We start from the raw sequence: 22966 nt of genomic DNA on the forward strand, positions 1-22966 counted from the left end.
CGGCACGCCGCAGTAGCCTTCGCGCCATGCCGTCCGCGTCCGCCACTCTCGCGCCCGTCGTCTCCGCAGCGATCGAGGAGGCCTTCGGCCCGGAGCACCGCGACGCCGACCCGGTCCTGCGACCGAGCCAGTTCGCCGACCTCCAGTCCAACGCGGCCCTCGCCCTGGCCAAGGGGCTCGGGATGCCGCCACGCGAGGTGGCCCAGCGGATCGTCGAGGCACCGTCGGTCCGGGCACTGGCCGGCGACGTGTGCGAGTCGATCGAGATCAGCGGACCGGGCTTCATCAACCTGACGCTGGGCGGGAGCTGGCTCGGCTCCGCCGCCGAGGCGCTGGCGGCGGATGCCCGTACGGGGGTGCCGCGAGAGAGCCCGGAGCGGGTCGTCATCGACTACTCCGCGCCCAACGTGGCCAAGGAGATGCACGTCGGGCACCTGCGCACCACCGTCGTGGGCGACGCCCTCGCGCGGGTGCTCGAGCACCTCGGCCACACCGTCGTCCGGCAGAACCACATCGGCGACTGGGGCACACCCTTCGGCATGCTCATCGAGCACCTCCTCGACGTCGGCGAGGGCTCCGCCGAGGCGTTGCTGGTCGAGACCGACCCGAACACCTTCTACCAGGCGGCCCGACGGAACTTCGACGACGAACCCGGGTTCGCCGTCCGCGCCCGGGCCCGCGTCGTCGCGCTCCAGGGCGGCGACCCCGACACCCTGCGGCTGTGGGGCGAGCTGGTCGACCTGTCGAAGCACTACTTCAACGCGATCTACTCCCGGCTCGGGGTGAGCCTGACCGACGCCGACCTCGCGGGCGAGTCGACCTACAACGCGGACCTGCCGCGGGTCTGCGACGAGCTCGTCGAGGCCGGCATCGCCACCGTCAGCGACGGCGCGCTGTGCGTGTTCCTCGACGGCTTCACCGGCCGCGAGGGCAAGCCGCTCCCCCTCATCATCCGCAAGTCGGACGGCGGCTACGGCTACGGCACCACCGACCTCGCCACCGTGCGTCGCCGGGTGCGCGACCTCGAGGCCGACCGGATGCTCTACGTGATCGGCGCGCCCCAGGCGCTGCACCTGCAGATGGTGTGGGCGACCGCACGCCGCGCGGGCTGGCTGCCGGAGGACGTACGCCCGGTGCACGTGCGGATCGGCAACGTCCTCGACCCGGACCGCAAGATCCTCAAGACCCGCTCCGGCGCGCCGCTCCGCCTGATGGCCCTGCTCGACGAGGCCGTCGCCACCGCCCGCGGCGCGCTGGACGAGGACCGTCCCGGGCTCTGCGAGGACGAGCGCGCGACGCTGGCGCCGCAGGTGGGGATCGGGGCGGTCAAGTACGCCGACCTCTCCGTGGCCCACGACAGCGGGTACGTCTTCGACCTCGACCGGATGGTGGCCCTCCACGGCAACACCAGCCGCTACCTGCAGTACGCCGTGGCCCGCACGCGGTCGGTGCTCCGGAAGGCGGGGGCGGCCCCCGCCGAGGGGCCGGTCGTGGTCACCGAGCCCGAGGAGCGGGCGCTGGTGCTGTCGCTCCTCGACTTCGGCGACGTCGTCGGCGAGGTCGGCCGCGAGCTCGAGCCGCACCGGCTGTGCACCTACCTGTTCGAGCTGGCACAGACGTTCTCGGTGTTCTACGAGCAGTGCCCGATCCTCGTGGCCGAGCCGCCGGCGCGGGCCTCACGCCTGGTGCTGACCCGGCTCACCGGTGACGTGCTGGCCCGGGGCCTGCACCTGCTCGGGATCGAGACGCCCGAGACGATGTGACCGTGCGCCCGGCGCCCGCCTCGAGCGCAAGGATCCATCCGGCGACCACGGCCGTCCAGGCCAGCCCCACGACGTACGCCGTCGCCTGCCACGTCCCCCAGGCCAGCGCGTCGCCGTACCTCAGCAGCGCAACCGTCTGGAGGACCACGAAGGTGGTGCCCGTCAGGCCCAGCGGGCGGACGTCGTCGATGTCGTCGACGAGGCGGGCGTGGCCCGCGGCCCACCCGAGGCCGACGAGCCACGCGCCGACGGCCCGAGCCGTCAGCGGGGTGAGCGGCCACGCCCATCCGTCAGCCGCCCACTGGGGAGCCACCAGCAGCGCCAGGCCGGATGCGACCAGCACCGCGGCGAGGCCCACGAGCAGCCACCCGAGGCCGGCTGGGAGACGTCGTCGGTCGCGCATGCCTGCCGGCGCGCGCCTCCCACGCGCCTGGAGAAGCAGTGCAGCGAGCATGGCCAGGGGGACGCCTGCATAGATGGCGAGCCAGCCCCAGGTGACCGCCCGAGCACTGACCGGGTGCTGGGCGCCGAGGTGGAGCTTGTCGAGGTGCACGAGCGTGACGGCCAACGTGAGCACCGTGAAGACCAGCACCGCCCAGACAGCGAGTCGAGCGGAGGTCCACCTCGACGATCGCGCGCCGGCGACCTCGAGGACGGCGCTGGACCCGTACGCCGCGCCGAGGAACACGGCCGTCATGCGGACGTCGATCGTCCACGAGAACCAGTCCGCCGTGCGGGTGGGGAAGGCGGTGAGCTGGAGGCCGGCCAGGAAAACGAGCACGGCGGCCACGGCCAGCAGGCGGCGCATCGCAGCCGTGACCGTGCCGTCGGTGACGGCAGTCATGCGGAGGGGGCCGGATGGGCGGCGAGGTAGCCGTGGAGCAGGGCGATGACGGTGGCGCCGTCACCCACCGCCGTCGCGACCCGCTTGATCGAGCCCGAGCGGACGTCTCCGACCGCGAAGACGCCTTCCATGGTGGTCTCCAGCAGCAGCCGACCGTCCTGACCGGTGCGGATGAAGCCGGCCTCGTCCCGGGCGACCTCGGCAGGCAGCCACGACGTGCGCGGCACTGACCCGATGAGCACGAAGAGACCACTCGCTGACACGTCCTCGGCGGCTCCCTCGCCGTGTGGGTCGCCCCCTGCCGGACGGCCCAGGGTCAGGCCGGCCAGGCACCCGTCCACCTCCCGACCGTCCAGGACGGCCGTGCGGTAGCGGATGGCGACGTTGCGGGTGGCCTCGAGCTGGGCGATCAGGTACTCGGACATGCTCGCGGCGAGCGACGGCCCGCGCACCAGGAGCGTCACCTCGCGGGCGTAGCGGGCCAGGTGCAGGGCCGCCTGACCGGCCGAGTTGCCCCCGCCCACGACGTACACCTCCGCCCCGGCCATCGACGGCGCCTCGGACACCGCAGCGCCGTAGAAGACTCCTCGCCCCACGAGCCGCTCGAGGGAGGGCACGTCGAGCATGCGGTAGTCGACGCCCGTGGCGATGACGACGCTGCGGGTGCGGACCACGCTGCCGTCGGACATCGAGACCGTGCGCAGGCCGCCGTCGGTGCCCAGTCCCTGCACCTCGCGCAGGAACAGGTACTCGCTCCCGAAGGCCCAGGCCTGCTGGAACGACCGGTAGGCCAGGTGGGCGCCGCTGACCCCGCGGGCGAACCCCGGGTAGTTGCGGATCAGCGACGAGGTGCCCGCCTGGCCGCCGACCGCGTGCTGCTCCACCACCATCGTCGAGAGCCCCTCGGAGGAGGCGTAGACCGCCGCCGCCAACCCGCTGGGGCCGGCACCGATCACCACGACGTCGTAGACGTGGTCCGTCGCCAACGGGCGCATCAGCCCGAAGGCGTCGGCGATCTCGAGGTCGGTCGGCGCGACCAGCGTCGTGGGTGGCGTGGTGAAGGCGAGCTGGAGCACCGGCAGCTCCGGATCGGTGAGGCCGAGCCCGGCGAGCAGCCGGTTGGCCGACTCCGTGCCGGCCTGGTGGAAGCCGACCGGGATGTGGTTGCGACCGAACTGGTCACGCAGCGCGTGGGTGCGCTCGTCGCGCTGCTCGCCGATCATCCGTACGGCCTCGAACCCGATGCCCTGGGCCAGGTGCCAGTCGTCCAGGGTGTCGGTGACGGCGCCGTGGAACTCCTCGTCGCGCGGCCTCTCCGGCCGGAGCAGCACGAGCTCGGCATGGCCGTGGCCGATGGCCGCGAACACGTCCGTCGTGCTGGCGAAGTCGCCCCAGATGCCGGCGACGGCACGCTTCGCCGAGGGGTGCAGCGAGTACGCGCGCCGCAGGAAGTCGAGGCCGCCTCGGTCGTCGGGTCCGTAGCAGGCGATCACGAGGGCCACCTGCCGGTCCCACCGCCGCAGGCCCTCGAGGACGGCGCGTGCGTGGACGTAGTCGGCGCACACGACCACCTCGTAGTCGCCTCCGTACCTGCGGCGCAGCTCCGACTGGAGGACGTCCCGCGACGTCTCGTCGGTGGTCGCCAGCAGCAGGACGGGGTCCGTGTCGCCCATGACGATCGACGCTACCCCCGGCCACGTCGGGCTGCGACACCATTTCTGGGGGTCTGGACCGGCGTGACGAGCTGCCGGTCAGCGGGTGGGCAGGTGCGTCGGGATGCTCATCCGCGGCCCCCGACGCGGGCGCGACCGGCCACCGGCGATCGCCATCGACGCAGCCCTCCCGCGGTGCGGCCGATAGGGCTCGAGCAGCACCGCCATCTGGTCGTCGGTGATGTCGTGGCCGACGAGCGCCCAGCCGACCCAGTTGGCGAGGTGGTAGTCGCCGAAGCTGACCGCGTCGGCGTCGCCGAGCGCGCGCTGGCGGACCTCGGCGCTGGTCCACACCCCGATCCCCCGGACCGACCGGAGCCGCCGGTCGGCCTCGTCGGCGGCCACCTCCGCGACCCGTTCCAGCGACGGTGCGAGGCGGCACGCGGTGACGACCGTGCGCGACTGGGCCGGCTGCACGCCGAGGCGCAGCCACTCCCACGACGGGATCGCGGCGATCGTGGCGGGCGTGGGCTGGAGCATCAGCCCCAGCGGCGCCACCGGCCCGGGAGCCGGCTCGCCGTGGCGGCGTACGAGCTCGCGGAACGAGCCGAACGCCTGCTTGCCGGTCACCTTCTGCTCGAGGATCGACGGCACCAGCGACTCCATCACCAGGCCGGTGCGACCGATGCGCCAGTGCTGGTGGGCGCGCCAGCCGTCGGCGACCTCGGCGTGGTGGTGCGGCTCGAAGCCGGTGGGGTCGTCGTCGGCGCCGAGCAGCGCAGGCATCCGGTCGAGCGCCCACTCCGCTCCCAGCCCCCAGGCACGTCCGACGACCTCCCCCGCCGACGGTCGCGGCTGCACGCACAACGACGCCGGCCCGGTGGGCGTACGCATGGCACGCCAGATGCGGCCGTCGTCGAGGTGTCGCTGCGTCGGGTCCCCGGCACCGCGCCGCTGGGGGCGCAGCACCTGTGCGGGCGCGCACGGCCAGCCGGGCACCCAGGTGCGGGTGCGCCCGGCGGACGGGGCGGACGTGGCGGCCATGGTGCGACGGTAGACGAGGCCACCGACCGCCACGACGGACAGGTCGACGGATAGGTTGCAGCCATGTCAGAAGGAATGGGCGGGACACCGAACAAGCGCGACCTCGAGGACACCATCCAGAAGGACTTCTCGAGGTCCATGTCCTACGGCGACTACCTGCGCCTCGACGTGCTGCTCTCGGCCCAGCAGCCCCTGTCCGACCCGCCGCAGCACGACGAGCTGCTCTTCATCGTGCAGCACCAGACGAGCGAGCTGTGGCTCAAGCTGATGGTCCATGAGCTGCGCTCGGCCCGGGCGCTGCTGCGCACCGACGACCTCTCCCCCGCACTGAAGCGGATGGCGCGCATCAAGCACATCCAGCACACCCTGACCGACCAGTGGTCGGTCCTCGCGACGCTCACGCCCAGCGAGTACGCCGAGATCCGGCCGTTCCTGGCGACCAGCTCGGGCTTCCAGTCCGCGCAGTACCGCGAGGTCGAGTTCCTCCTGGGCAACAAGAACGCCGACATGGTCGACGTCTTCTCCCACGACGAGACCGCCCGCACCACCCTCACGGAGCTGCTCCACGAGCCGTCGCTCTACGACGAGTTCCTCGCCCACCTCTCCCGCCAGGGGTACGCCGTCCCGCAGCGGCTGCTGGAGCGCGACTGGTCGCAGCCGCACACCACCGACCCCGAGCTCGTGGACCTCTTCGCGTCCGTCTACGCCGCGCCCGCCGAGCACTGGGGCGTCTACGAGACGTGCGAGGAGCTCGTGGACGTCGAGGACGCCTTCCAGCAGTGGCGCTTCCGCCACCTCCAGGTCGTGCAGCGGGTCATCGGCCACAAGGTGGGCACCGGCGGGTCGTCCGGGGTGGACTTCCTGCGGCGGGCGTTGAGCCTGACCTTCTTCCCCGAGCTCTACGAGGTGCGCACGCGCATCGGGCAGTAGGCCGGGCCCAGCGTCAGCGTCAGAGCAGGCGACCGCAGTTCGGCCACGGGGAGCGGCCGCGCTGCTTGTACAGCAGCTTCGCGCGGTAGGTCTGCTCGCCGGCCGAGGCGGCGGTGGGGAGGCCGGAGCCACCCACGCTGCGCCAGGTGCTGACGTCGAACTGGTAGAGCCCGTAGTAGCCGGCCGGGTTGACCGCGCGGGGATTGCCGCCGGACTCGCAGTCGGCCAGCGCGCCCCAGTTGAGACCGGCGGTGCCGGCGACGGCGTACGGCTTGCGGCCCACGAGCACGCGGCGCGGGCGCGGGTCCTTGACGAGCTTGCGCTTGACGACGCGGTACTTCGCGGGCTCGCCGTTGTGGAGCGTCTTGACGGCGACGACCTTGCGGACACCGGGCCGGCCCTCGCGAACGACCTTGCGCTTGCCGGGCTCGAGCTTGGTCGTCGGCACCTCGACGGTGCCGCGGCGGACCTTGGTGCGCTTCGTCCTGCGCTCCTTGACCACGTCCGTGACGCGGACGACGTCGCCCTGCCGCAGGCGCTTGCGCTTGCCGGAGACCTCGCGGCCGTCGCGCACGACGTCGACCAGGTCGTTGCCGTCCACCGGGACGCCCTGCGCCTCGAGCAGCTTCCCGGGCCACACGCGCGGGACGGTCGCCACGTCGACCGGCGGCTGGTCGGCCACCTTGACGCGTACGGCGACGGCCTGGCGCGGCTCGTCGGCCGCGGCGCTGCCGGGGACGAGGGCCAGGGCGAGCGCAGCCGCGGCGAGGCCGGCGACGGCTCCGCGCGGTCGGATGGAGCGGGCGGACTGGACGGGTGTGGTGGTGGCACGCACGTGCTTCGGACCTCACAGGGGTTGGGGGCGACGGGCCGCGGCGTGCGTCACCTCACGATGGGAGGCGCCTCGCTCATGGGCGAGGGCGCTGCCTGCGGCCCATCCACCAGAACACGATCACGCCGTCATGTCGAATCGGGCGCACGCATACGGTTGACCCATGGACGTTCGCCGGGTGGTCGTCGCAGCCGAGCGCGCATGGGACGGGGCCCGCCTGCGCCGGGCACGCTCCCGGCAGCCCGAGCACTTCCGGATCGAGGCCTACGTCGGCCACGGCGGCCGTGCCGGGGTGGTCGTTCGCGGACGTGTCCTCGACAACCCCCTCGCGTCCGAGGCCGAGGACGGGGAGGGCGTGGGTGCCGCTGTCCGCCGCACGCTCGGGCACTTCCTGACCAACGACCTGCCCGGGGTGCCGCTGACGGTCACCGTGGCCGGCACCACGGTCGAGGCCGTGACCGACGCGGAGGGCTACTTCCTGGTCCGGGTGCACACCGAGCCGGGCGCCCTCGAGAGCCCGTGGACCCGTGGCACCGTCGAGCTGCGCGGCGACTACCGCGGGCTGTCCGGCCCGCACACGACGCCCGTGGACGTCCGCGTGCCGGCTGCGGGCGCGCGGTTCGGGATCCTCTCGGACGTCGACGACACCATCCTGCAGACCGGCGTCCAGCGGGTCGGCCGGATGATCCTCCAGACCCTCACCGGCTCCTCGCTCACCCGCACCCCGTTCCCCGGGGCGGTCGAGCTCTACCAGGACCTCGCCGCGGGCGTGAACCCGGTCTTCTACGTCTCGTCGAGCCCGTGGAACCTGCACGACTTCCTCCTCGGGTTCCTCCGCCACCGCGGCTTCCCGCTCGGGCCCGTCCTGCTGCGCGACCTCCTCGGCACCTGGGCGGGCCGTGAGCAGAAGCACGACCGCATCCGCGAGGTCCTCGAGGTCCACCCGGACCTGCGCTTCGTCCTGCTCGGCGACTCCGGCGAGCACGACCCGGCGATCTACGCCGACATCGTGCGCGAGCACCCCGGACGCGTCCTGGCCGTCTACATCCGGGAGGTGCGCCTCGACCCGGGCGACGGCCGCGTGGAGGAGGTCTCCGACGCGTGGGGCTCGGACGTGCCGTTCGTGTTGGCGGCCGACTCCGATGCCGTACGCCGGCACGCGCGCGGCCTCGGGCTGCTCTGAGGCCGGTCGTCAGCCGGGGGCGGCCTCGGCGCGGGCCTTGACTCCGCGGAGGTGGTCGCGCGCCATGACGAAGTCGGCCGGTACGACGCCCAGGAGCCCCAGCAGGCTGAACCACCACGGCTCAGTGACCCAGCGCGACCTGAAGTGGTAGCGCGTACGTCGTCCCCCGTCGACCGGGGTCAGAACGAAGGCCCAGGTCCAGTCGAGCTCCGCCCACCGTCGCCACGCCTTGGGGAGGTGGCTGTTGGAGCGCAGCACCAGTGCCCGCTCGGCCCGGAGCTCCACGACGTGCAGGCCGCACTCGGTCTCGGGTGGACCGTCCGGGATGAAGGTGCCGACGTCGATGTCCTGGAGCTCCGCCACCACGTGATCGGCGCTGGGGCCGTTCGCGGGGAAGAACAGGCGGTCCACCCAGCGGGCCGTGTACCAGCCCGCACGCCCCCAGCCCATCTGCACCAACCAGGGCCAGACCGCAGACGGTGGCGCGTCGATGGTGACGGCGTGGTCGGTCTGCACCTTCGGGCGCGGGACGAGGCTGTCGCCCGGCAAGGCGGCCGCCCGTTCGGCCGGAGTCGACCCGTAGGTGCGGCCCAGCTGGATGAGTGCAGCCTCCGCAGCAGCGGCCAAGGTGACCGCCGCCAACGCCGTACGCGATGTCGTACGCATGCCTCCCACTTCCTCAGACCGGACGTTCGGCCCTCTCGGCGATGCCCAGGAGCATGCGGCGCATCATGGGGAAGTCCCCGATCTCCATGAGGAGCACGGTGATCGGCCAGAACGGCCCAGGGCCGTAGCGCGCCTTCAACCGGGTCACCAGTCGCGTCCCGCCGGCATCATCCGGGGTGAGTCGCCAGGCCCAGGTCGAGTCCGGCTTGTGCCACACCAGTGACCGGGGCTCCTCGATGCTCGCCACTCGGAAGGAGGTGCGGTCGTCGTCGCCGGAGGACATGGGGGCAGCGAGGTCGCCGACTGCGGGGTGCTGGAAGTCGTCGAGGACAGCGTCGGCGCTCGACCGGCCGAGGTTGTCCAGCAGGTCGTAGGAGTAGAAGCCGGCTCGCCGGAAGCCGACCTGGACGATCCACGGCCACACCCGCTCGGGGGGCGCAGCGATGGAGATCGCCCGCGTCGCGACGAAGTCCGCCCTCGTCAGCAGCTCGTCGCCGGGCATCGCCCCGGCGACCTCGGCCGAGGTCGCGCCCCAGCGCAGGTGCCATGCCCGGTACCTGGTCACGACGAGCGCCCCGCCGACCGCTGTGGCGAGGAGGAGCACCGCTCGACGTGCCCGCGGCCCATGGTTCGGCATGGACCCATTCTCTCCGCGAGGCGTGCCTGGTGCACCCCCCCGCGTCGGACGCAGTCGGGGACGGGAACTCGCGCGCCCCTCAACCCGAGCCTCGTTGCATCAACCGCTTGAGCTCGCGCTTGACAGCGCGGGCCCGCGGATGCCATAGTCGAACATCTGTTCGTAGTGTGATCGATGGAAGCCTGGGGGTGGTCACAGGATGACCGACACCACCGACACCACCGACGCTCCCGTTGCCGCCGGCTGCTGGTCCGCGGACGAGCTGCACGCCCTGGCGGATCTGCTGGTCGGGATCGACACCACCGGCCACCCCGTCGCACTGCTCGACCAGCTCGAGGCTCTGGAGCGGGTCAAGGCCGCCGCGGCGGCTGCGCAGGTGCTGGCGACCGCCGCGTTCGCCGAGGCCGCAGAGGCCGCCGAGGACCTACCGTCGGACGGCAGGCGTCGGCCTCGACGCGCGTTGTCGATCGGCGCGGAGGTGGCTCTCGCCGCTCGCACCAGCCCCTACCAGGGCGAGCAGCGGGTCCTGCTCTCCCGCCGGCTCCGCGACGACCTGCCCGGAGTGCACGCCGCCCTGGGCCGCGGTGAGATCCGCGAGGACCAGGCCTTCGCCGTCGCCCGTGAGGTGGCCCACCTCGACCCCGCGCAGCGGACGGCGGTCGACGCGGACGTGACGAGGTTGTCGGCCGGGCTGGCCGGCCTCGGCGACGAGAAGCTCCGCGGGGCCGTACGCCGCTCGTGTCTCACCGTCGCCGCCGACGCCGAGGCCCGTCGCCACGAGCGCGCGCGGGCCGACCGGCACGTGACCACCCGTCAGCTCGGGGACGGCACCGGCAGGGTCACCGCCATCGTGGCGGTCGAGCACCTCTCGGCCATCCGCCAGGTCCTGGACGAGGATGCGGCCTCGGCGCGCGCCGCCGGCGACGAACGCACGGGCGGGCAGGTCCGCGCCGACACGCTCGTGCGCCGCATCACCGGCCAGGACCCGGTCGAGGCGGTCCCGGTCAGCGTCAACCTCGTCATCACTGCTGAGTCACTGCTCGCCGGCGGCGACGAGCCCGCCCAGCTGCCGGGCATCGGGTGGCTGCCCGCCGGACTGTGCACCCGACTGGTCCGCGACGCCTCCGCGATCGCCAAGCTGAGTCTCCGACGACTCTTCGTACGTCCCGATGACCGTTCGCTGGTCGCGATGGAGTCCCGCAGCCGCACCTTCCCGACGGCGCTGGCCGAGCTCCTCGACCTGCGTGACGGCGGGCGGTGCCGCACTCCCGGCTGCGACGCAGCGATCCGCCACCACGACCACGTCGTCCGCGAGAGCGACGGCGGCCCGACAAGCGCCCACAACGGCCAGGGGTTGTGCGAGCGGTGCAACTACGCCAAGGAGAGCCCCGGCTGGACGTCCTGGGTGGCGTCCCCCGAGACCGGTCCCCACGAGGTCCACGGGGTGACCGAGCACCTCCGCATCCTCAGGTCGACCGCGCCACCACTCCCCGGCGGCCGGGAGCCCGACTTCTCACCAGCCGAGCTGCGGCTCGCGCAGTCGCTCACGCTCGCCGCCTGAGCATCGAAGCCTGCCTACCCAGCCCGCTCGACCGTGGTCACCACGCTGGTGACCGACGGTCGCCGTGGCGTGCTCGAGAACCCGAACCGGCAGGGCGGGTCGACGGGTGCGAGCCTGCCGAGGTCCCTGCCGCGCCACTCCCCCGCGGCTGCCGTGACCGTACGCACCGAGGTCGCGCCGTACCACTCCCGTCGGTGACCGCCGGCCGTCCCGCGCGTGCGCACCCCGCGCATGGCGAGGCGCGCGAGCGGGTCGACGAGCGAGCACCAGGCGGGCGAGGTCGCGACGCCGGCCGGCACCAGGCCGAGTGCGGCGCCCAGCGGCGTACGGCCTCCGACCACGAGGCGCAGGGACAGCGACGGCGTGGTGACCTGCCAGCCGTCGGCCGTGTCCTCCACCGACACCGACTCGATGACGTGCTCGTCGAACGAGTAGGTGGCGGCGACGAAGTCGCGGACCCGTTCGTCGGGCGCCAGCAGCACGCGGCGGCCGGCCGCGTCCTCGACCATGACGTCGGCGAAGGAACCCCACGGCGAGTCGTCCCAGCGGCCGACGACGACCCGCACCCCGCTGCTGCTGCCGACGCCGGCGATGCGGCCGCTGAAGCGTTCGCGGAGGCGGGTCACGGTGCCACGAGGCCGTCGGGGTCGCGGCCGTCCGCGGCCAGCCCGGTGGCGACGCCGGCGCGGTCCTCGTCGGACCGGTTCTGGCTGAGCTTGGCCTTGGCCTCGACCGACCGGACGACGAGCTCGACCCCGACGATCGGGCGGAGGTTCTTGTCGACGTAGTCGGCCGGCGCGTCGGTGACCGCCCAAGGCTCGGCGCGCGGCTGCTCGTGCCGGTCCGTGAGCCGGGTGACGAGCATGCGCACCCAGTCGGGGTCGTCGTGGACGGTGACGGCACCGCGGAGGTGGACGACCGAGTAGTTCCACGTCGGGACGACCCTGCCGTGCTCGGCCTTCGTGGCGTACCAGGACGGCGAGACGTAGGCGTCCGGACCGGTCACGATCGCCAGCGCCGGCGACCCGTCGACGATGCGGCGCCAGTGGGCGTTGGCCCGCGCGAGGTGCGCGACGAGCCGGTCCCCCTCCCACAGCACCGGCAGGAAGGTCGCGTCCGGCTTACCGTCCTCGCCCACGGTGACGAGCTGCGCGGTGCCGACGGCGGCGACGAAGGGGCGTACGTCGTCGGGGTCCATCACGTTGAAGCGCGGGACGTAGAGCTGCGGGTCGGACATGCGCCCCATCCTGCCCGTTCGGGCGCGGCTAAATGTCGGTGGTGGGCGGCAGGATGGACCCATGCTGCTCGCCGAGCTCGTCTCGACCTCCGCCGAGGTGTCCGCCACCCGATCCCGCAAGGCCAAGGTCGTGCTGCTCGCCGAGCTGCTCGGCCGGGTTGATCCGACGGAGCTCGAGGTCGTCGTGTCCTACCTCGGCGGCGCCCTGCGCCAGCGGCGTACGGGCCTGGGCTGGCGAGGCGTCAGCGACCTGCCCGCGCCCGCCGACGAGCCGTCGCTGGAGGTGCTCGCGGTCCACGAGGCCTTCGAGGCCATGTCGCAGCTGTCCGGGGCCGGGTCGCAGCACGCTCGCCGGGAGGCCGTGGTCGACCTGTTCGGACGGGCCACGTCCGCCGAGCAGGCGTGGCTCCAGGCGGTCGTCACGGGCAACCTGCGCCAGGGTGCCCTCGACGCGGTGACGCAGGAGGCGGTGGCGGTGGTGGCCGAGGTGCCGCTCGCCGCCGTACGCCGCGCCGCGATGCTCGCCGGGTCCACCGTCGCGGCGGCCGGGGCAGCGTTCGAGGGCGAGGAGGCGCTCGCCGCGATCGGCCTCGAGGTCGGCCGGCCGATCATGCCGATGCTCGCCTCCAGCGCGCCCGACGTCGCCTCGGCGATGGCCGGCCTCTCCAGCGACGGCACCACCGACGTCGCGATCGACGCCAAGCTCGACGGCATCCGGATCCAGGTCCACCGCGACGGCGACGACGTGCTGGTCGTGACCCGCTCGCTCGACGACATCACCGGCCGCTTGCCCGAGGTCGTCGAGGTGGCGCGATCGCTCCCCGCCGAGCGGTTCGTCCTCGACGGCGAGGCCCTCGCGCTGGCCGACGACGGCCGCCCCATGGCCTTCCAGGACACCGCGAGCCGCACCGCGCAGGAGACCGGTGTCGAGGTGACCCCCCACTTCTTCGACCTGCTCCACGTCGACGGCCACGACCTCCTCGACTCACCCGGCCACGAGCGGCTCGCCGCTCTCGACAGGCTGGTGCCCGAGCAGCACCGCGTACGCCGCCTCGTGACCGGCGATCCCGCCGCCGCCGACGCGTTCGCGGCCGAGACGGTGTCCGCCGGCCACGAGGGCGTGGTCCTCAAGGACCTGTCCGCCCCCTACGCCGCCGGCCGTCGCGGCTCGGCCTGGGTCAAGGTCAAGCCGGTGCACACCCTCGACCTCGTCGTGCTCGCGGTCGAGTGGGGATCGGGCCGGCGCGAGGGCTGGCTCTCCAACATCCACCTCGGCGCCCGCGACGAGACGTCACCCACGGGCTTCGTGATGCTCGGCAAGACCTTCAAGGGCATGACCGACGAGATGCTCACCTGGCAGACCGAGCGCTTCCTCGGCCTCGAGACACACCGCGAGGGCCACGTCGTCCACCTCCGCCCCGAGCAGGTGGTGGAGATCGCCTTCGACGGCCTCCAGCGCTCCACCCGCTACCCGGGAGGACTCGCGCTCCGCTTCGCGCGGGTCCTGCGCTACCGCGACGACAAGTCGGCCCACGAGGCCGACACCATCGAGATGGTGCGCTCCCACGTCACCGGCTGACCCCCGTCAGCCCCGCGGCTTCGCTAGCCGGCACCCCGGGGTGCCCAGGTCGAAGGTCCGACCGCCGTCGAGGCAGCCCAGCACCCACGACGTCTGCTGCCCGTAGTTCATGTGCCGCACCATCCGCACCCGACCGCGCCGGTCCTCCTCGCAGGCCGAGTCCACGCAGCGGCGCCCGCCGACGTAGCCGGTGTTGGCGATCCCCACGACCAGACCGGTCTCGCGGGAGACGATCGGCGACCCGGAGTAACCACCGCGGATCGCGCAGCCGTCCCGCGCCGGCAGCCGGATCGAGCGCCACCAGTCCCAGGACCGCTCGTGCAGCCGGTACGCCGTGCCGCGGGTCGCGCAGGCGCGCTGCTCGGTCCAGTAGCCCGACGGGATCCGGATCCGGTCCCCGCGAGACGGACCTCCCCCGGCCAGCGTGAGCGGCTCGACGCCGCTGCCGGCCAGCTCGGCGTACGTCTCGCGCAGCGACAGCACGGCGAGGTCGGTGCGGAACATCGACGCGTACACCAGGCGCACGCCGCGCACGGTCCGGGCCACCTCCCCGCTCGCGTCGAGCAGCTCGATCCGCGTCCACCTCCTCTGGTCGACGAGCACCTCGCGGGCGCCGAGGAACGGGGAGCGGACGCAGTGGCCGTTGGTGATCACCACGGCGCGGTCGGTGTCGAGGGCGCCCGGCCAGCGCACGACGCCGCCCGAGCAGCCGGGCAGGCGTGCCGTCCCGGCGAACCGGCCCGCCGCGTCCGCGCCGGCCGACACGATGACCGTCGACGTGGCGCCCGTCGAGGGGGCCGCCGAGGCGTCGATCGCCGACATCACCCCGAGAACCAGCAGGACGGGTGCGACCAGCGAGGCGACCCGACGGGCCCGGAGGAGCGGCATGGGGGGCATCGAACCACACGCAAGCGCTCCCTAGACTGGCCGCCATGAGCACCGACCCCACGCCCACGGCGGCCTCCGGACGCGGCGGCTCCGCGGCCGCGCGCCGCCGGGCGCGCGAGGCGGAGATCATCTCGGCCACCCGCCAGCTCTTCGACGAGCGCGGTGTCCGCGATGCGCAGATCGAGGACATCGCGAAGGCCGTCGGCATCAACCGCGCCATCATCTACCGCCACTTCACCGGCAAGGAGGAGCTGTTCAGCCTCACGCTGGTGCAGTACCTCGACGAGCTGCGCGTGGCCCTCGAGCGCGCGGCAGCGACGACCGACGACCCGCGCGAGCAGCTCGTCCGCCTGGTGGAGGCCTTCGTCGACTACGGCCTGGCGCACCCGGCCTTCGTCGACTGCGCGCAGTCGATCATGCGCCGACCGGGCGGTGACCTCCTCGAGGAGGTCAGCGAGTCCGCGATGTACCGCCTCGGCCAGGCGATCAGCGGCTGCCTGTCGGTGCTCACCCGCACCATCACCTCAGGTGCGGGCAGCGGCGACTTCCACGTCGAGGACCCCGAGCTGCTCGCCAACATGCTCTACGCCAGCGGTCTCGGCACCCTCCAGCTCGGCCGGGTCGCGATGCTGGTGGCCGAGGAGGAGCCCGGCGTGCCGCGGATCAGCAGGATCACGGCCACCCAGGTCCGCGACCACATGGTCGCCACCGCCCTGGCCCATGCCGCCGGCGCTCCCGCGACGGCAGCCCCGGGACGCTAGCGCGACAGGTGCTTGGCCCGGGCGAAGCAGAAGATCCCGTACGCCGCGATGCCGATCGCGATCGCGGCGAGCAGGGCCTGGCCGAAGGGGACCTGGAGCACCTTCTGGAGGGCCTGGTCGAGACCACCCGACTTCTTCGCGTCGTGCGTGATCGCCGCGTAGACGAAGAGGCCGCCGACGAGGCCGATGGCGATGCCCTTCGCGATGTAGCCCACCTTGCCGGCCAGGACGTACGCCGAGCCGTCCTGCCCCGACTGGCCCTGGGCGTCCAGGTTCTCCCGGAACTTCTCGGTCCAGCCGCGCACGACCAGCGAGATGCCGTAGCCGATGATCGCCAGGCCGACGGCGCCCACGATGAGCTGGCCACCCGACATCTGCATCAGCTTCGCCGTCATCGAGTCGGAACCGCCCTTGCCCCCACCGTCGCCGGTGGCGGTCGTGAACGCGCTGAAGGCGATCGCGCCGTAGATGACGGCCTTGAGGAGCGACGTCGCCCTCTTGCGCCAGCGCTTCTTGTCGTCGGACTCCTCGGGGTAGCCGAAGCCGAACTCGAGCAACCGCCAGATGACCAGGAATACCATCCCGATCGCGATCACCCACACGAGGAAGCCGCCGAGGGGCTGCTGCGCGAGGTAGTGCATGGCACCCGAGTTGGAGGCCTGGTCCTCCTTGTCGCCGAAGGCGAGCTGCAGGGCGAGCCAGCCGACGAGCAGGTGGACGACGCCGTACGTCACGAGGCCGATGCGGATGGCCCAGTCCATCCACTGGCTCTGGTGGACGGACTCGGCGCTGCGGGAGGGGGTGCTCATGACGCCAACCTAGGACGTACGAGCGTTCACCGGCGAGCGGCGGTCACCCCTGCGAGGGGGACGCTCAGACCAGCGTCGCCCGGTCGCGCTGGACCGAGCCCAGCAGACCGTTGACGAAGGCCGGCGAGTCGTCGGTGGAGAGGTCCTGCACGAGGTGCAGGGCCTCGCTCACCGCGACCGTCTCCGGCACGTCGGCGTCGCCCCAGAGCAGCTCGTAGACGCCGATGCGGAGCACGTTGCGGTCGACCGCGGGCATCCGGCTCAGGGTCCAGCCCTTGCTGTAGGTCGACAGCACCTCGTCGATGCGCTCACGGTGCTCGACGACGCCGCGCACCAGCGTGCTGGTGTACTCGTTGGTCGGACCCTCGCCGGCCTCGATGGCGCGGTCGAGCGCCACCACCGGGTCCTCCGAGCGGAGCTCGGAGGCGAAGAGGATGTCCAGCGCGCGCTTGCGGGCCTTGGAACGGGCAGCCACGTCGGCGTCAGGCCTTGACGCGGCCGAGGTAGGACGAGTCGCGGGTGTCGACCTTGACCTTCTCGCCGGTCGTGATGAACAGCGGCACCGCGATGGTGTGGCCGGTCTCGAGCGTGGCGGGCTTGGTGCCGCCGGTGGAGCGGTCGCCCTGCAGGCCCGGCTCGGTCTCGGCGATCAGCAGTTCGACGGAGGCGGGGAGCTCGATGAACAGGACGCGGCCGTCGTTGGTGGCGACGATCGCCTCCTGGTTCTCCAGCATGAAGTTCTTGGCGTCGCCGACGACCTCGGGCGAGACCTCGAGCTGCTCGTAGGTGCTGGTGTCCATGAAGACGTAGGACGAGCCGTCGTTGTAGAGGTACTGCATCGTCCGCTTGTCGACGTTGGCGGTCTCGACCTTGGTGCCGGCGTTGAAGGTCTTGTCGACGTTCTTGCCCGACTCCACGTTGCGGAGCTTGGTGCGCACGAAGGCCGGGCCCTTGCCGGGCTTGACGTGCTGGAACTCGACGACGGCCCAGAGCTGACCCTCGATCCTGAGGACCATGCCGTTCTTGAGGTCGTTGGTGCTTGCCATGTGCTCGATCTCCGCCTTCGTCGCGTGTCCAGGTGTCAAGAGGTGCAGGCGCTGCGACCACTCGGGCCCAGCGCCGACGCGCCAGTCTAGTGGTGGGCCACGAGAGCCATGAAATGCTCGGCCTGGTCCTCGTGGTCGGCGCGGAACTCCTTGCGGACCTCCGTCGCCCCGATGGTCAGGCCCTGGGTGGACGTCTGCACCGGCTCACCGTAGCCGCGCTAGCGTCGCTCCCATGCGAGTCACCATCTTCGGCGGACACGGCAAGATCGCCCTCCTCCTGGCTCCGATGCTGGTCGAGGCGGGGCACGAGGTCACCTCGGTAATCCGCAACCCCGACCACGTCGCGGACGTGGAGGCCACCGGCGCCTCGGCGCTCGTCTCGTCCGTGGAGGACGCGGACACGGCGGCACTGGCCGACGCGCTGTCCGGGCAGGACGCGGTCGTGTGGTCGGCGGGTGCCGGCGGCGGCGACCCCGACCGGACGTACGCCGTGGACCGCGACGCCGCGATCCGGTCGATGGAGGCGGCGAAGGCCGCTGGAGTGGGTCGCTACGTGATGGTGTCGTTCTCCGGCTCGACGCCCGACGCGCTCGTGCCCGCGGACAACCCGTTCCGGCACTACCAGGACGCCAAGATCGCCGCCGACGACCACCTCCGCGCCTCCGGCCTCGACTGGACGGTCCTCGGGCCCGGCACGCTGACGACCGAGCCCGGCACGGGGTCGGTCAACCCCCGGGCCGGCTTCCGGGACGGCGACACCACCTCACGCGAGCTCGTCGCGCAGGTCGCCCTCGCGGTGCTCGACGACCCCCGCGCCCACCGGAAGACCCTCGTCTTCGGTGACGGCGACGTCCCGATCAGCGACTGGCTGGCGTCGCTCGCCTGAGTCCGGCCCCACGACGCCCCCGCCGCCGGCCGCGCCGTCGCGCACCATCACCGGACCGACCGCCTCGGACGCACGGTGCTGAGCCGATGCAGCACCGCGTCGCGGCGCGCCGCCCGCACCTCCCCCAGCTTGACCTGGCAGTCCCAGCACCGGTCGGTCGGCACGCAGCACATCGCGTCGCGGACCTCCGCCTCGAGCTGGTCGGCGTGCGCGCTCCTGCTGACGACGCTTCTCATGGTTCCCTCCCCCGGCGACACGACCTCGTGACCGCCTCGCCCGAGTGTGGCCGCACCGTCCGACATCCGGCATCGGCATTACTACGCATGTCTGGACCGGTCGACCGGGGCCGGGGTGCTCGCGGTCTAGAGGTCGACCTCGCCCACGATCCGGGTCACAGCGTCGCCGGACACCCACACCTGCCCGTCGGCCGCCTCGAGGCGTACGCGCCCCTCCCGCCCGATCACGCTCCCCTGTCGGGAGGTGTAGGCCGACGGCAGCGTCCCGGCGCCGCTGAGCCACTGGGCCAGCCCGGCATTGGCCGAGCCGGTGACCGGGTCCTCGCCGAAGTCACGGCCGTCGGCGTAGAACGCCCGCACCTCGACGTCGGCCCCGAGCGCGGTCGCGGACGCGGGGTCCCAGCGCCCCAGGACGGTCACCTTGAGGTCGGTGAAGGCGGCGACGTCGGGCTCGACGGCCACGACAGACTCCGCCGACCCGAGGTCGACACCGACCCAGCCGGGGCCGTTGTCGATCCAGGCCATGGCCTCGACCGCGGCGTCGGCGACCCCGAGCGCACGCACGATGCGCGCACGCAGGTCGGGCTCGACGGGGCCCGAGCGCCGCAGCGGCGGCGCCGCGAACCCGAGGCGGGGTGAGCGGCGTACGTCCACGAGGCCCGCGCCGCACTCCTGCACGACCGTGTCCCCGCGCGGCACTCCCCCGGCCTCCAGCCACGCGTGGGCGCTGCCGATGGTGGGGTGCCCGGCGAACGGGAGCTCACCGCCGGTCGTCCAGATCCGCACCCGGTAGTCCGCAGCCGGATCGGTCGGCGTGCAGAGGAAGGTGGTCTCCGACAGGTTCGTCCACCGCGCGAACTCGGCCATGGCCGCATCACTGACGCCGTCGGCGTCGTGCACGACCGCGAGCGGGTTGCCGAGCCACGGCTGGGCACTGAAGACGTCGACCTGGCGGAAGGGCAGCACCCGCCGATCCAACCAGACGGCCGATCCAACCAGAACGGCCGATCAGGCGTGGGCGGCCCAGCGGCGAGCGGCCTCGTCGGCAGCCGCCGAGATCAGCGCTGCCAGCTCGGGTCGGTCCGGGACGGGGAAGGAGACGTACGCCCCGCGCCCGCCGGCGACCGGCCGGCCGTACGCCTTCGCGGCCAAGGTGCGGTCGGGCAGCATCCTGACGGTGAGGGACTGGAGCTCGAACTCCTCGTCGCGGCGGGTGTCCCGCCATCGCAGCTCCTCGGGGATCACCACGTTGATGGCCAGGGCACTGACGTCGACCGGTGCGTCCATGCGCCGATCGTGCCACCAGTCGCCGCCGGACGGGCCGCGCCGTCATGACCTCGCACGTCATGGTCTCCCGGCGCCGGCGTCACCAGTCTTGTGCCATGACCACGACACAGCAGGCCTCCACACAACACACCTCGACCCGCGCGGCCGGGATCACCGTGCCGGTCGCCGGCGCCTTCCTCCTCGTCGACGCCGCCATGACCGGCGCCAACGGGCTCGCGTACGCCCTCGCCGGCGGCTGGCTCGCCGACTGGTTCGGCGCACCGGAGGCACTCGTACGCTCCCTCGGCGCCTTCCTCCTCCTCGTCGCCGCGGGGGTGGTGCTCCTCGCCACCCGACGGCCGGTCCCCCGGCGCGGGGTCGCGGCGCTCGCGGCGCTCAACGTCGTCTGGGTCCTCGCCAGCCTCGACTACGCGCTCCTCGGCGGGCTCACCACCCCCGGCGTCGCCTGGACCGTCCTCCAGGCGGTCGTCGTCGGCGTGTTCGCCGCGGGACAGGTGTGGCTGGCTCGCAAGGGGCTGACACAGTGACCACCATGACCTCGGAGGTGGGTTCGCTCGTCCGGCACTGGCGCCAGCGCCGCCGGCTCTCGCAGCAGGCGTTGTCCGACCAGTGCGGCGTCTCGACCCGCCACCTGTCCTGCATCGAGACGGGCAGGGCGAGGCCGAGCCCGACCATGGTGGGCCAGCTGAGCGAGGCGCTGGCGGTCCCGCTGCGAGAGCGGCGCCGGCTCTTCACGGCGGCGGGCTTCGTCCCGGACACCACCGAGCTGCCGCTCGACGCCCCGGCGCTGGCGGAGGTCAACGACGCGCTCGAGCAGATCCTCGCCGGGCACGAGCCCTACCCCGCGCTGGTGATCGACGGAGGCTGGGACCTCGTCACCGCCAACGAGGCGGCCTACCGCCTGCTCGCCGGCGTGCCGTCCGAGCTCCTCGAGCCCCCGGTCAACGTGGTGCGGCTCAGCCTCGACCCGCGCGGGCTGGCGCCGCGCATCGCCAACCTCGACGAGTGGCGCGCGGCGATCATGTCGCGGATCCGACACGAGCACGACACGACGGGCGACCCGCGGCTGGCGGCGCTGCTGGCGGAGTTCCCGGTCACCCGGCCGCATCCGACGCCGGGCATCGTGCTGACGCTGCGGCTGCGCGCGGGCGACGACGTGCTGACGTTCCTGACGACCACCACGGTCTTCGGCACACCGGGCGACGTCACGGTGGCCGAGCTGGCGATCGAGGCGCTCTACCCCGCGGACGCGGCCACCCGCGCCGCACTCGCCGCTAGCGACCAGGCCGCCGGCTAGCCGCGCGCGGCCCGAACCTCGTCCGCGAGCTCGCGGGAGTCGCGACCGCACGCGACGGCCGTCTCCAGCTCGTCGGCGTCCTTCAGCCAGAGCCCACCGTCGGGCTCCAGCCAGAGGTCGAGCACCAGGTCACGGGTCGCGGCGTCGAGCGTCCGACCAGGCGCGTCATGGTGCCGCCCGAGTCGCTGGTGGTCGTGTCGTCGTCCCCCGAGGTGTCCGTCACCCGGCGGACGACAGCGCGGCGTACGCCGCCCGCAGGTCGTCCTCGCCGGGACCGGCCAGGATCCGCGGCGACGCGAGGGCGTCGAGCACGACGAACCGCAGCTGGGACCCGCGGGCCTTCTTGTCGACCTTCATCGCCGCGTGCAGGTCGTCGAAGGAGGCGGCGTCATAGGTGGTCGGCAGCCCGACGCGGGACAGCGCGGCCCGGTGGCGCTCGACCAGGGCCGGGTCGAGGGAGCCGGCGCGGGCGGCGAGCTCGGCGACGTAGACGCAGCCGATGGCGACCGCCTCCCCGTGGCGCACGGTGTAGTCGCTGGTGCGCTCGATCGCGTGGGCCAGCGTGTGGCCGTAGTTGAGCACCTCGCGGCCGGGGTGGCCGTCGGCTCCCCCGGTCTCCCTGAGGTCGTCGACGACGACGTCGATCTTGACCCGGACCGCCCGCTCGACCAGCTCGCGCAGCTCGGCGGAGTCGTGGGTGAGCGCCGTCGGCTCGGTGCGCTCGACGATGTCGAGGATCGCGGGGTCCGCGATGAAGCCGCACTTGACGACCTCGCCCAGCCCGGCGACGAGCTCCTCGCGGGGCAGCGACGCGAGCAGGGAGAGGTCGCAGAGCACCCCGGCGGGCTCGTGGAAGGAGCCCACCAGGTTCTTGCCGGCGCCGGTGTTGATGCCGGTCTTGCCGCCGACCGCCGCGTCGACCATCGCGAGCAGCGTGGTCGGCAGGTGCACGACGCGTACGCCGCGCAGCCAGGTCGCGGCGACGAAGCCGCCGAGGTCGGTGGTCGCTCCCCCGCCGATGGTCACGACGGCGTCGGAGCGGGTGAAGCCGGCCTCGCCGAGCGCCTCCCAGCAGTCCGCGGCGACCGGCGCGGTCTTGGCGCGCTCCCCGTCGGGCAGGCCGAGCGCGAGGACGTCGTAGTGCTCGACCAGGGCGTCGACGACAGGGTCGGCCAGCTCGCCCAGCGAGCCCGCGTAGAGCACCGCCACCCGATCGACGGACTCGCCCAGCAGGGCGGGCAGGCGGCCGGACAGGCCGTGGCCGACCACGACGTCGTAGGGGGACGCGCCGCCCACGTGGAGGACCGTGTCAGGGCTGGGGTCGCTCATCGGAGCAGCTCCTGGATGTCTGCGGCCACCTCGAGCGGGAGCCGTCCGTCGGTGTCGACCACGTGGGTCGCGACCGACTCGTAGACCGGGGTGCGCTCGTCGAGCAGCGCCTTGATCCGCGAGCGTACGTTGCCGAGCAGGAGCGGCCGGCCGACGCCGAGGCCGACCCGCTTCACCGCGTCGGACAGCCCCACGCGCAGGAACACCACGGGCACACCCGCCAGCAGCTCGCGGGTCTCCGAGCGCAGCACGGCGCCTCCTCCGAGGGCGAGCACGCCGTCGTGCTCGGCGAGCGCGGCAGCCACGGCAGCGGCCTCGAGGTCACGGAAGTGCTCCTCGCCGGACTCCACGAAGATGTCGGAGATCTCGCGACCCGTGCTCGCCTCGATGTCGGCGTCGGTGTCGCGCACCGGGACGTCCCAGGCCTCCCCGAGCAGGCCGGCGACCGTCGTCTTGCCGGCACCCATCGGGCCGACCAGCACCACGCGAGGACTCATCG

27 protein-coding genes are annotated in these 22966 nt (G+C 73.0%); 9 read left to right on the forward strand and 18 right to left on the reverse strand.

Going from position 1 to position 22966, the window contains the following annotated elements:
* The first annotated feature begins 26 nt into the window (after positions 1 to 26).
* Positions 27 to 1763: an arginine--tRNA ligase gene (argS, locus tag EXE59_RS20010; RefSeq protein ID WP_135840468.1), complete on the forward strand. Its 1737-nt coding sequence runs from the start codon at positions 27 to 29 to the stop codon at positions 1761 to 1763.
* Here the strand turns inward: argS and EXE59_RS20015 are convergent.
* The 3 genes from EXE59_RS20015 to EXE59_RS20025 all read right to left on the reverse strand — a co-directional run bounded on the left by EXE59_RS20015 (position 1699) and on the right by EXE59_RS20025 (position 5303).
* A complete protein-coding gene (locus tag EXE59_RS20015) occupies positions 1699 to 2607 on the reverse strand; it encodes a hypothetical protein (RefSeq protein WP_135840469.1) in 909 nt (302 codons plus the stop codon). The two genes, argS and EXE59_RS20015, sit on opposite strands and share 65 nt — an antisense overlap.
* Positions 2604 to 4280, reverse strand: a complete 1677-nt coding sequence (locus EXE59_RS20020) for an NAD(P)/FAD-dependent oxidoreductase (RefSeq protein WP_135840470.1) — start codon at positions 4278 to 4280, stop codon at positions 2604 to 2606. The genes EXE59_RS20015 and EXE59_RS20020 overlap by 4 nt, the downstream gene beginning before the upstream one ends.
* A 78-nt stretch (positions 4281 to 4358) precedes the next feature.
* Positions 4359 to 5303 carry a DNA-3-methyladenine glycosylase family protein gene (locus EXE59_RS20025; RefSeq protein ID WP_246056933.1) on the reverse strand — a complete coding sequence of 315 codons (945 nt, stop codon included), beginning with the start codon at positions 5301 to 5303 and terminating at the stop codon, positions 4359 to 4361.
* A 63-nt stretch (positions 5304 to 5366) separates the two neighbouring features.
* Between EXE59_RS20025 and kynA the strand changes: the two genes are divergently transcribed.
* The gene (kynA, locus tag EXE59_RS20030; protein WP_246056934.1) at positions 5367 to 6233 is read left to right on the forward strand and encodes a tryptophan 2,3-dioxygenase; all 867 of its coding nucleotides are present in this window, start codon (positions 5367 to 5369) and stop codon (positions 6231 to 6233) included.
* Between the two features lie 19 nt (positions 6234 to 6252).
* Here the strand turns inward: kynA and EXE59_RS20035 are convergent, their stop codons facing one another.
* Positions 6253 to 7068: a resuscitation-promoting factor gene (locus EXE59_RS20035; RefSeq protein WP_210429080.1), complete on the reverse strand. Its 816-nt coding sequence runs from the start codon at positions 7066 to 7068 to the stop codon at positions 6253 to 6255.
* 160 nt (positions 7069 to 7228) lie between these two features.
* On the opposite strand from EXE59_RS20035, the gene EXE59_RS20040 reads away from it, so the two are divergent.
* Entirely contained in the window at positions 7229 to 8248 is a 1020-nt protein-coding gene (locus tag EXE59_RS20040; protein ID WP_135840471.1) for an App1 family protein phosphatidate phosphatase, read from the forward strand.
* 9 nt (positions 8249 to 8257) lie between these two features.
* Here the strand turns inward: EXE59_RS20040 and EXE59_RS20045 are convergent, their stop codons facing one another.
* On the reverse strand, positions 8258 to 8914 hold the full coding sequence (locus EXE59_RS20045) for an SRPBCC family protein (protein ID WP_135840472.1): 657 nt from the start codon (positions 8912 to 8914) through the stop codon (positions 8258 to 8260).
* A gap of 13 nt (positions 8915 to 8927) precedes the next feature.
* Positions 8928 to 9551 (reverse strand): SRPBCC family protein, encoded by a 624-nt coding sequence (locus tag EXE59_RS20050; RefSeq protein ID WP_210429081.1) that lies wholly within the window; start codon positions 9549 to 9551, stop codon positions 8928 to 8930.
* A gap of 199 nt (positions 9552 to 9750) precedes the next feature.
* Between EXE59_RS20050 and EXE59_RS20055 the strand changes: the two genes are divergently transcribed.
* Positions 9751 to 11112 carry an HNH endonuclease gene (locus EXE59_RS20055; RefSeq protein WP_135840473.1) on the forward strand — a complete coding sequence of 454 codons (1362 nt, stop codon included), beginning with the start codon at positions 9751 to 9753 and terminating at the stop codon, positions 11110 to 11112.
* 14 nt (positions 11113 to 11126) lie between these two features.
* On the opposite strand, the gene EXE59_RS20060 is transcribed toward EXE59_RS20055, so the two are convergent.
* Both EXE59_RS20060 and EXE59_RS20065 read right to left on the reverse strand, forming a co-directional pair.
* Complete coding sequence (locus EXE59_RS20060; RefSeq protein ID WP_135840474.1) at positions 11127 to 11738, reverse strand: hypothetical protein; 612 nt, start codon at positions 11736 to 11738, stop codon at positions 11127 to 11129.
* Positions 11735 to 12349 carry an FMN-binding negative transcriptional regulator gene (locus tag EXE59_RS20065; RefSeq protein WP_135840475.1) on the reverse strand — a complete coding sequence of 205 codons (615 nt, stop codon included), beginning with the start codon at positions 12347 to 12349 and terminating at the stop codon, positions 11735 to 11737. Before EXE59_RS20065 ends, EXE59_RS20060 begins: the two co-directional genes overlap by 4 nt.
* 61 nt (positions 12350 to 12410) lie before the next feature.
* Here EXE59_RS20065 and EXE59_RS20070 point away from each other — a divergent pair, with 61 nt between their 5' ends.
* Positions 12411 to 13928 carry an ATP-dependent DNA ligase gene (locus EXE59_RS20070; RefSeq protein WP_135840476.1) on the forward strand — a complete coding sequence of 506 codons (1518 nt, stop codon included), beginning with the start codon at positions 12411 to 12413 and terminating at the stop codon, positions 13926 to 13928.
* A gap of 6 nt (positions 13929 to 13934) precedes the next feature.
* On the opposite strand, the gene EXE59_RS20075 is transcribed toward EXE59_RS20070, so the two are convergent.
* Positions 13935 to 14816 (reverse strand): S1 family peptidase, encoded by an 882-nt coding sequence (locus tag EXE59_RS20075; protein WP_168218614.1) that lies wholly within the window; start codon positions 14814 to 14816, stop codon positions 13935 to 13937.
* Between the two features lie 44 nt (positions 14817 to 14860).
* Between EXE59_RS20075 and EXE59_RS20080 the strand changes: the two genes are divergently transcribed.
* Positions 14861 to 15577 (forward strand): TetR/AcrR family transcriptional regulator, encoded by a 717-nt coding sequence (locus tag EXE59_RS20080; protein WP_135840478.1) that lies wholly within the window; start codon positions 14861 to 14863, stop codon positions 15575 to 15577.
* Here EXE59_RS20080 and EXE59_RS20085 read toward each other — a convergent pair.
* From EXE59_RS20085 to efp, 3 genes are all read right to left on the reverse strand, one after another.
* On the reverse strand, positions 15574 to 16386 hold the full coding sequence (locus EXE59_RS20085; RefSeq protein WP_135840479.1) for a DUF1206 domain-containing protein: 813 nt from the start codon (positions 16384 to 16386) through the stop codon (positions 15574 to 15576). The two genes, EXE59_RS20080 and EXE59_RS20085, sit on opposite strands and share 4 nt — an antisense overlap.
* Positions 16387 to 16450: 64 nt before the next feature.
* Complete coding sequence (gene nusB / locus EXE59_RS20090) at positions 16451 to 16861, reverse strand: transcription antitermination factor NusB (RefSeq protein WP_135840480.1); 411 nt, start codon at positions 16859 to 16861, stop codon at positions 16451 to 16453.
* A 7-nt stretch (positions 16862 to 16868) separates the two neighbouring features.
* A complete protein-coding gene (gene efp / locus EXE59_RS20095) occupies positions 16869 to 17432 on the reverse strand; it encodes an elongation factor P (protein ID WP_129454524.1) in 564 nt (187 codons plus the stop codon).
* 232 nt (positions 17433 to 17664) lie between these two features.
* Here efp and EXE59_RS20100 point away from each other — a divergent pair, with 232 nt between their 5' ends.
* A complete protein-coding gene (locus EXE59_RS20100; RefSeq protein WP_135840481.1) occupies positions 17665 to 18318 on the forward strand; it encodes an SDR family oxidoreductase in 654 nt (217 codons plus the stop codon).
* Positions 18319 to 18365: 47 nt separating this feature from the next.
* Here the strand turns inward: EXE59_RS20100 and EXE59_RS20105 are convergent, their stop codons facing one another.
* The 3 genes from EXE59_RS20105 to EXE59_RS20115 all read right to left on the reverse strand — a co-directional run bounded on the left by EXE59_RS20105 (position 18366) and on the right by EXE59_RS20115 (position 19841).
* On the reverse strand, positions 18366 to 18554 hold the full coding sequence (locus EXE59_RS20105; RefSeq protein ID WP_135840482.1) for a hypothetical protein: 189 nt from the start codon (positions 18552 to 18554) through the stop codon (positions 18366 to 18368).
* A gap of 126 nt (positions 18555 to 18680) precedes the next feature.
* Entirely contained in the window at positions 18681 to 19520 is an 840-nt protein-coding gene (locus tag EXE59_RS20110; protein WP_135840483.1) for a PhzF family phenazine biosynthesis protein, read from the reverse strand.
* Positions 19521 to 19562: 42 nt separating this feature from the next.
* Entirely contained in the window at positions 19563 to 19841 is a 279-nt protein-coding gene (locus EXE59_RS20115; RefSeq protein ID WP_135840484.1) for a hypothetical protein, read from the reverse strand.
* A 95-nt stretch (positions 19842 to 19936) separates the two neighbouring features.
* Between EXE59_RS20115 and EXE59_RS20120 the strand changes: the two genes are divergently transcribed.
* Positions 19937 to 20368 (forward strand): aldo-keto reductase family protein, encoded by a 432-nt coding sequence (locus EXE59_RS20120; protein WP_135840485.1) that lies wholly within the window; start codon positions 19937 to 19939, stop codon positions 20366 to 20368.
* A gap of 5 nt (positions 20369 to 20373) precedes the next feature.
* Positions 20374 to 21138, forward strand: coding sequence for a helix-turn-helix domain-containing protein (locus tag EXE59_RS20125; protein ID WP_210429082.1), 765 nt, complete (start codon positions 20374 to 20376; stop codon positions 21136 to 21138).
* On the opposite strand, the gene EXE59_RS24900 is transcribed toward EXE59_RS20125, so the two are convergent.
* The 3 genes from EXE59_RS24900 to EXE59_RS20135 all read right to left on the reverse strand — a co-directional run bounded on the left by EXE59_RS24900 (position 21135) and on the right by EXE59_RS20135 (position 22964).
* Positions 21135 to 21266, reverse strand: a complete 132-nt coding sequence (locus tag EXE59_RS24900) for a DUF402 domain-containing protein (RefSeq protein WP_484213860.1) — start codon at positions 21264 to 21266, stop codon at positions 21135 to 21137. The genes EXE59_RS20125 and EXE59_RS24900 overlap by 4 nt on opposite strands.
* Positions 21267 to 21357: 91 nt before the next feature.
* Positions 21358 to 22467: a 3-dehydroquinate synthase gene (gene aroB, locus EXE59_RS20130; protein WP_135840487.1), complete on the reverse strand. Its 1110-nt coding sequence runs from the start codon at positions 22465 to 22467 to the stop codon at positions 21358 to 21360.
* Complete coding sequence (locus EXE59_RS20135) at positions 22464 to 22964, reverse strand: shikimate kinase (protein WP_168218615.1); 501 nt, start codon at positions 22962 to 22964, stop codon at positions 22464 to 22466. Before EXE59_RS20135 ends, aroB begins: the two co-directional genes overlap by 4 nt.
* Positions 22965 to 22966: the final 2 nt, after the last annotated feature.

The sequence above is a fragment of the Nocardioides eburneiflavus genome (assembly GCF_004785795.1).
GTDB lineage: Bacteria > Actinomycetota > Actinomycetes > Propionibacteriales > Nocardioidaceae > Nocardioides > Nocardioides eburneiflavus.

Bases quoted from the DNA above. Each gene is read 5' to 3' on its own strand.
- argS (WP_135840468.1), top strand. From the start codon at position 27: ATGCCGTCCGCGTCCGCCACTCTCGCGCCCGTCGTCTCCGCAGCGATC.
- EXE59_RS20015 (WP_135840469.1), bottom strand. From the start codon at position 2,607: ATGACTGCCGTCACCGACGGCACGGTCACGGCTGCGATGCGCCGCCTG.
- EXE59_RS20020 (WP_135840470.1), bottom strand. From the start codon at position 4,280: ATGGGCGACACGGACCCCGTCCTGCTGCTGGCGACCACCGACGAGACG.
- EXE59_RS20025 (WP_246056933.1), bottom strand. From the start codon at position 5,303: ATGGCCGCCACGTCCGCCCCGTCCGCCGGGCGCACCCGCACCTGGGTG.
- kynA (WP_246056934.1), top strand. From the start codon at position 5,367: ATGTCAGAAGGAATGGGCGGGACACCGAACAAGCGCGACCTCGAGGAC.
- EXE59_RS20040 (WP_135840471.1), top strand. From the start codon at position 7,229: ATGGACGTTCGCCGGGTGGTCGTCGCAGCCGAGCGCGCATGGGACGGG.
- EXE59_RS20045 (WP_135840472.1), bottom strand. From the start codon at position 8,914: ATGCGTACGACATCGCGTACGGCGTTGGCGGCGGTCACCTTGGCCGCT.
- EXE59_RS20050 (WP_210429081.1), bottom strand. From the start codon at position 9,551: ATGCCGAACCATGGGCCGCGGGCACGTCGAGCGGTGCTCCTCCTCGCC.
- EXE59_RS20055 (WP_135840473.1), top strand. From the start codon at position 9,751: ATGACCGACACCACCGACACCACCGACGCTCCCGTTGCCGCCGGCTGC.
- EXE59_RS20065 (WP_135840475.1), bottom strand. From the start codon at position 12,349: ATGTCCGACCCGCAGCTCTACGTCCCGCGCTTCAACGTGATGGACCCC.
- EXE59_RS20070 (WP_135840476.1), top strand. From the start codon at position 12,411: ATGCTGCTCGCCGAGCTCGTCTCGACCTCCGCCGAGGTGTCCGCCACC.
- EXE59_RS20075 (WP_168218614.1), bottom strand. From the start codon at position 14,816: ATGCCGCTCCTCCGGGCCCGTCGGGTCGCCTCGCTGGTCGCACCCGTC.
- EXE59_RS20080 (WP_135840478.1), top strand. From the start codon at position 14,861: ATGAGCACCGACCCCACGCCCACGGCGGCCTCCGGACGCGGCGGCTCC.
- EXE59_RS20085 (WP_135840479.1), bottom strand. From the start codon at position 16,386: ATGAGCACCCCCTCCCGCAGCGCCGAGTCCGTCCACCAGAGCCAGTGG.
- efp (WP_129454524.1), bottom strand. From the start codon at position 17,432: ATGGCAAGCACCAACGACCTCAAGAACGGCATGGTCCTCAGGATCGAG.
- EXE59_RS20100 (WP_135840481.1), top strand. From the start codon at position 17,665: ATGCGAGTCACCATCTTCGGCGGACACGGCAAGATCGCCCTCCTCCTG.
- EXE59_RS20105 (WP_135840482.1), bottom strand. From the start codon at position 18,554: ATGAGAAGCGTCGTCAGCAGGAGCGCGCACGCCGACCAGCTCGAGGCG.
- EXE59_RS20115 (WP_135840484.1), bottom strand. From the start codon at position 19,841: ATGGACGCACCGGTCGACGTCAGTGCCCTGGCCATCAACGTGGTGATC.
- EXE59_RS20120 (WP_135840485.1), top strand. From the start codon at position 19,937: ATGACCACGACACAGCAGGCCTCCACACAACACACCTCGACCCGCGCG.
- EXE59_RS20125 (WP_210429082.1), top strand. From the start codon at position 20,374: ATGACCTCGGAGGTGGGTTCGCTCGTCCGGCACTGGCGCCAGCGCCGC.
- aroB (WP_135840487.1), bottom strand. From the start codon at position 22,467: ATGAGCGACCCCAGCCCTGACACGGTCCTCCACGTGGGCGGCGCGTCC.
- EXE59_RS20135 (WP_168218615.1), bottom strand. From the start codon at position 22,964: ATGAGTCCTCGCGTGGTGCTGGTCGGCCCGATGGGTGCCGGCAAGACG.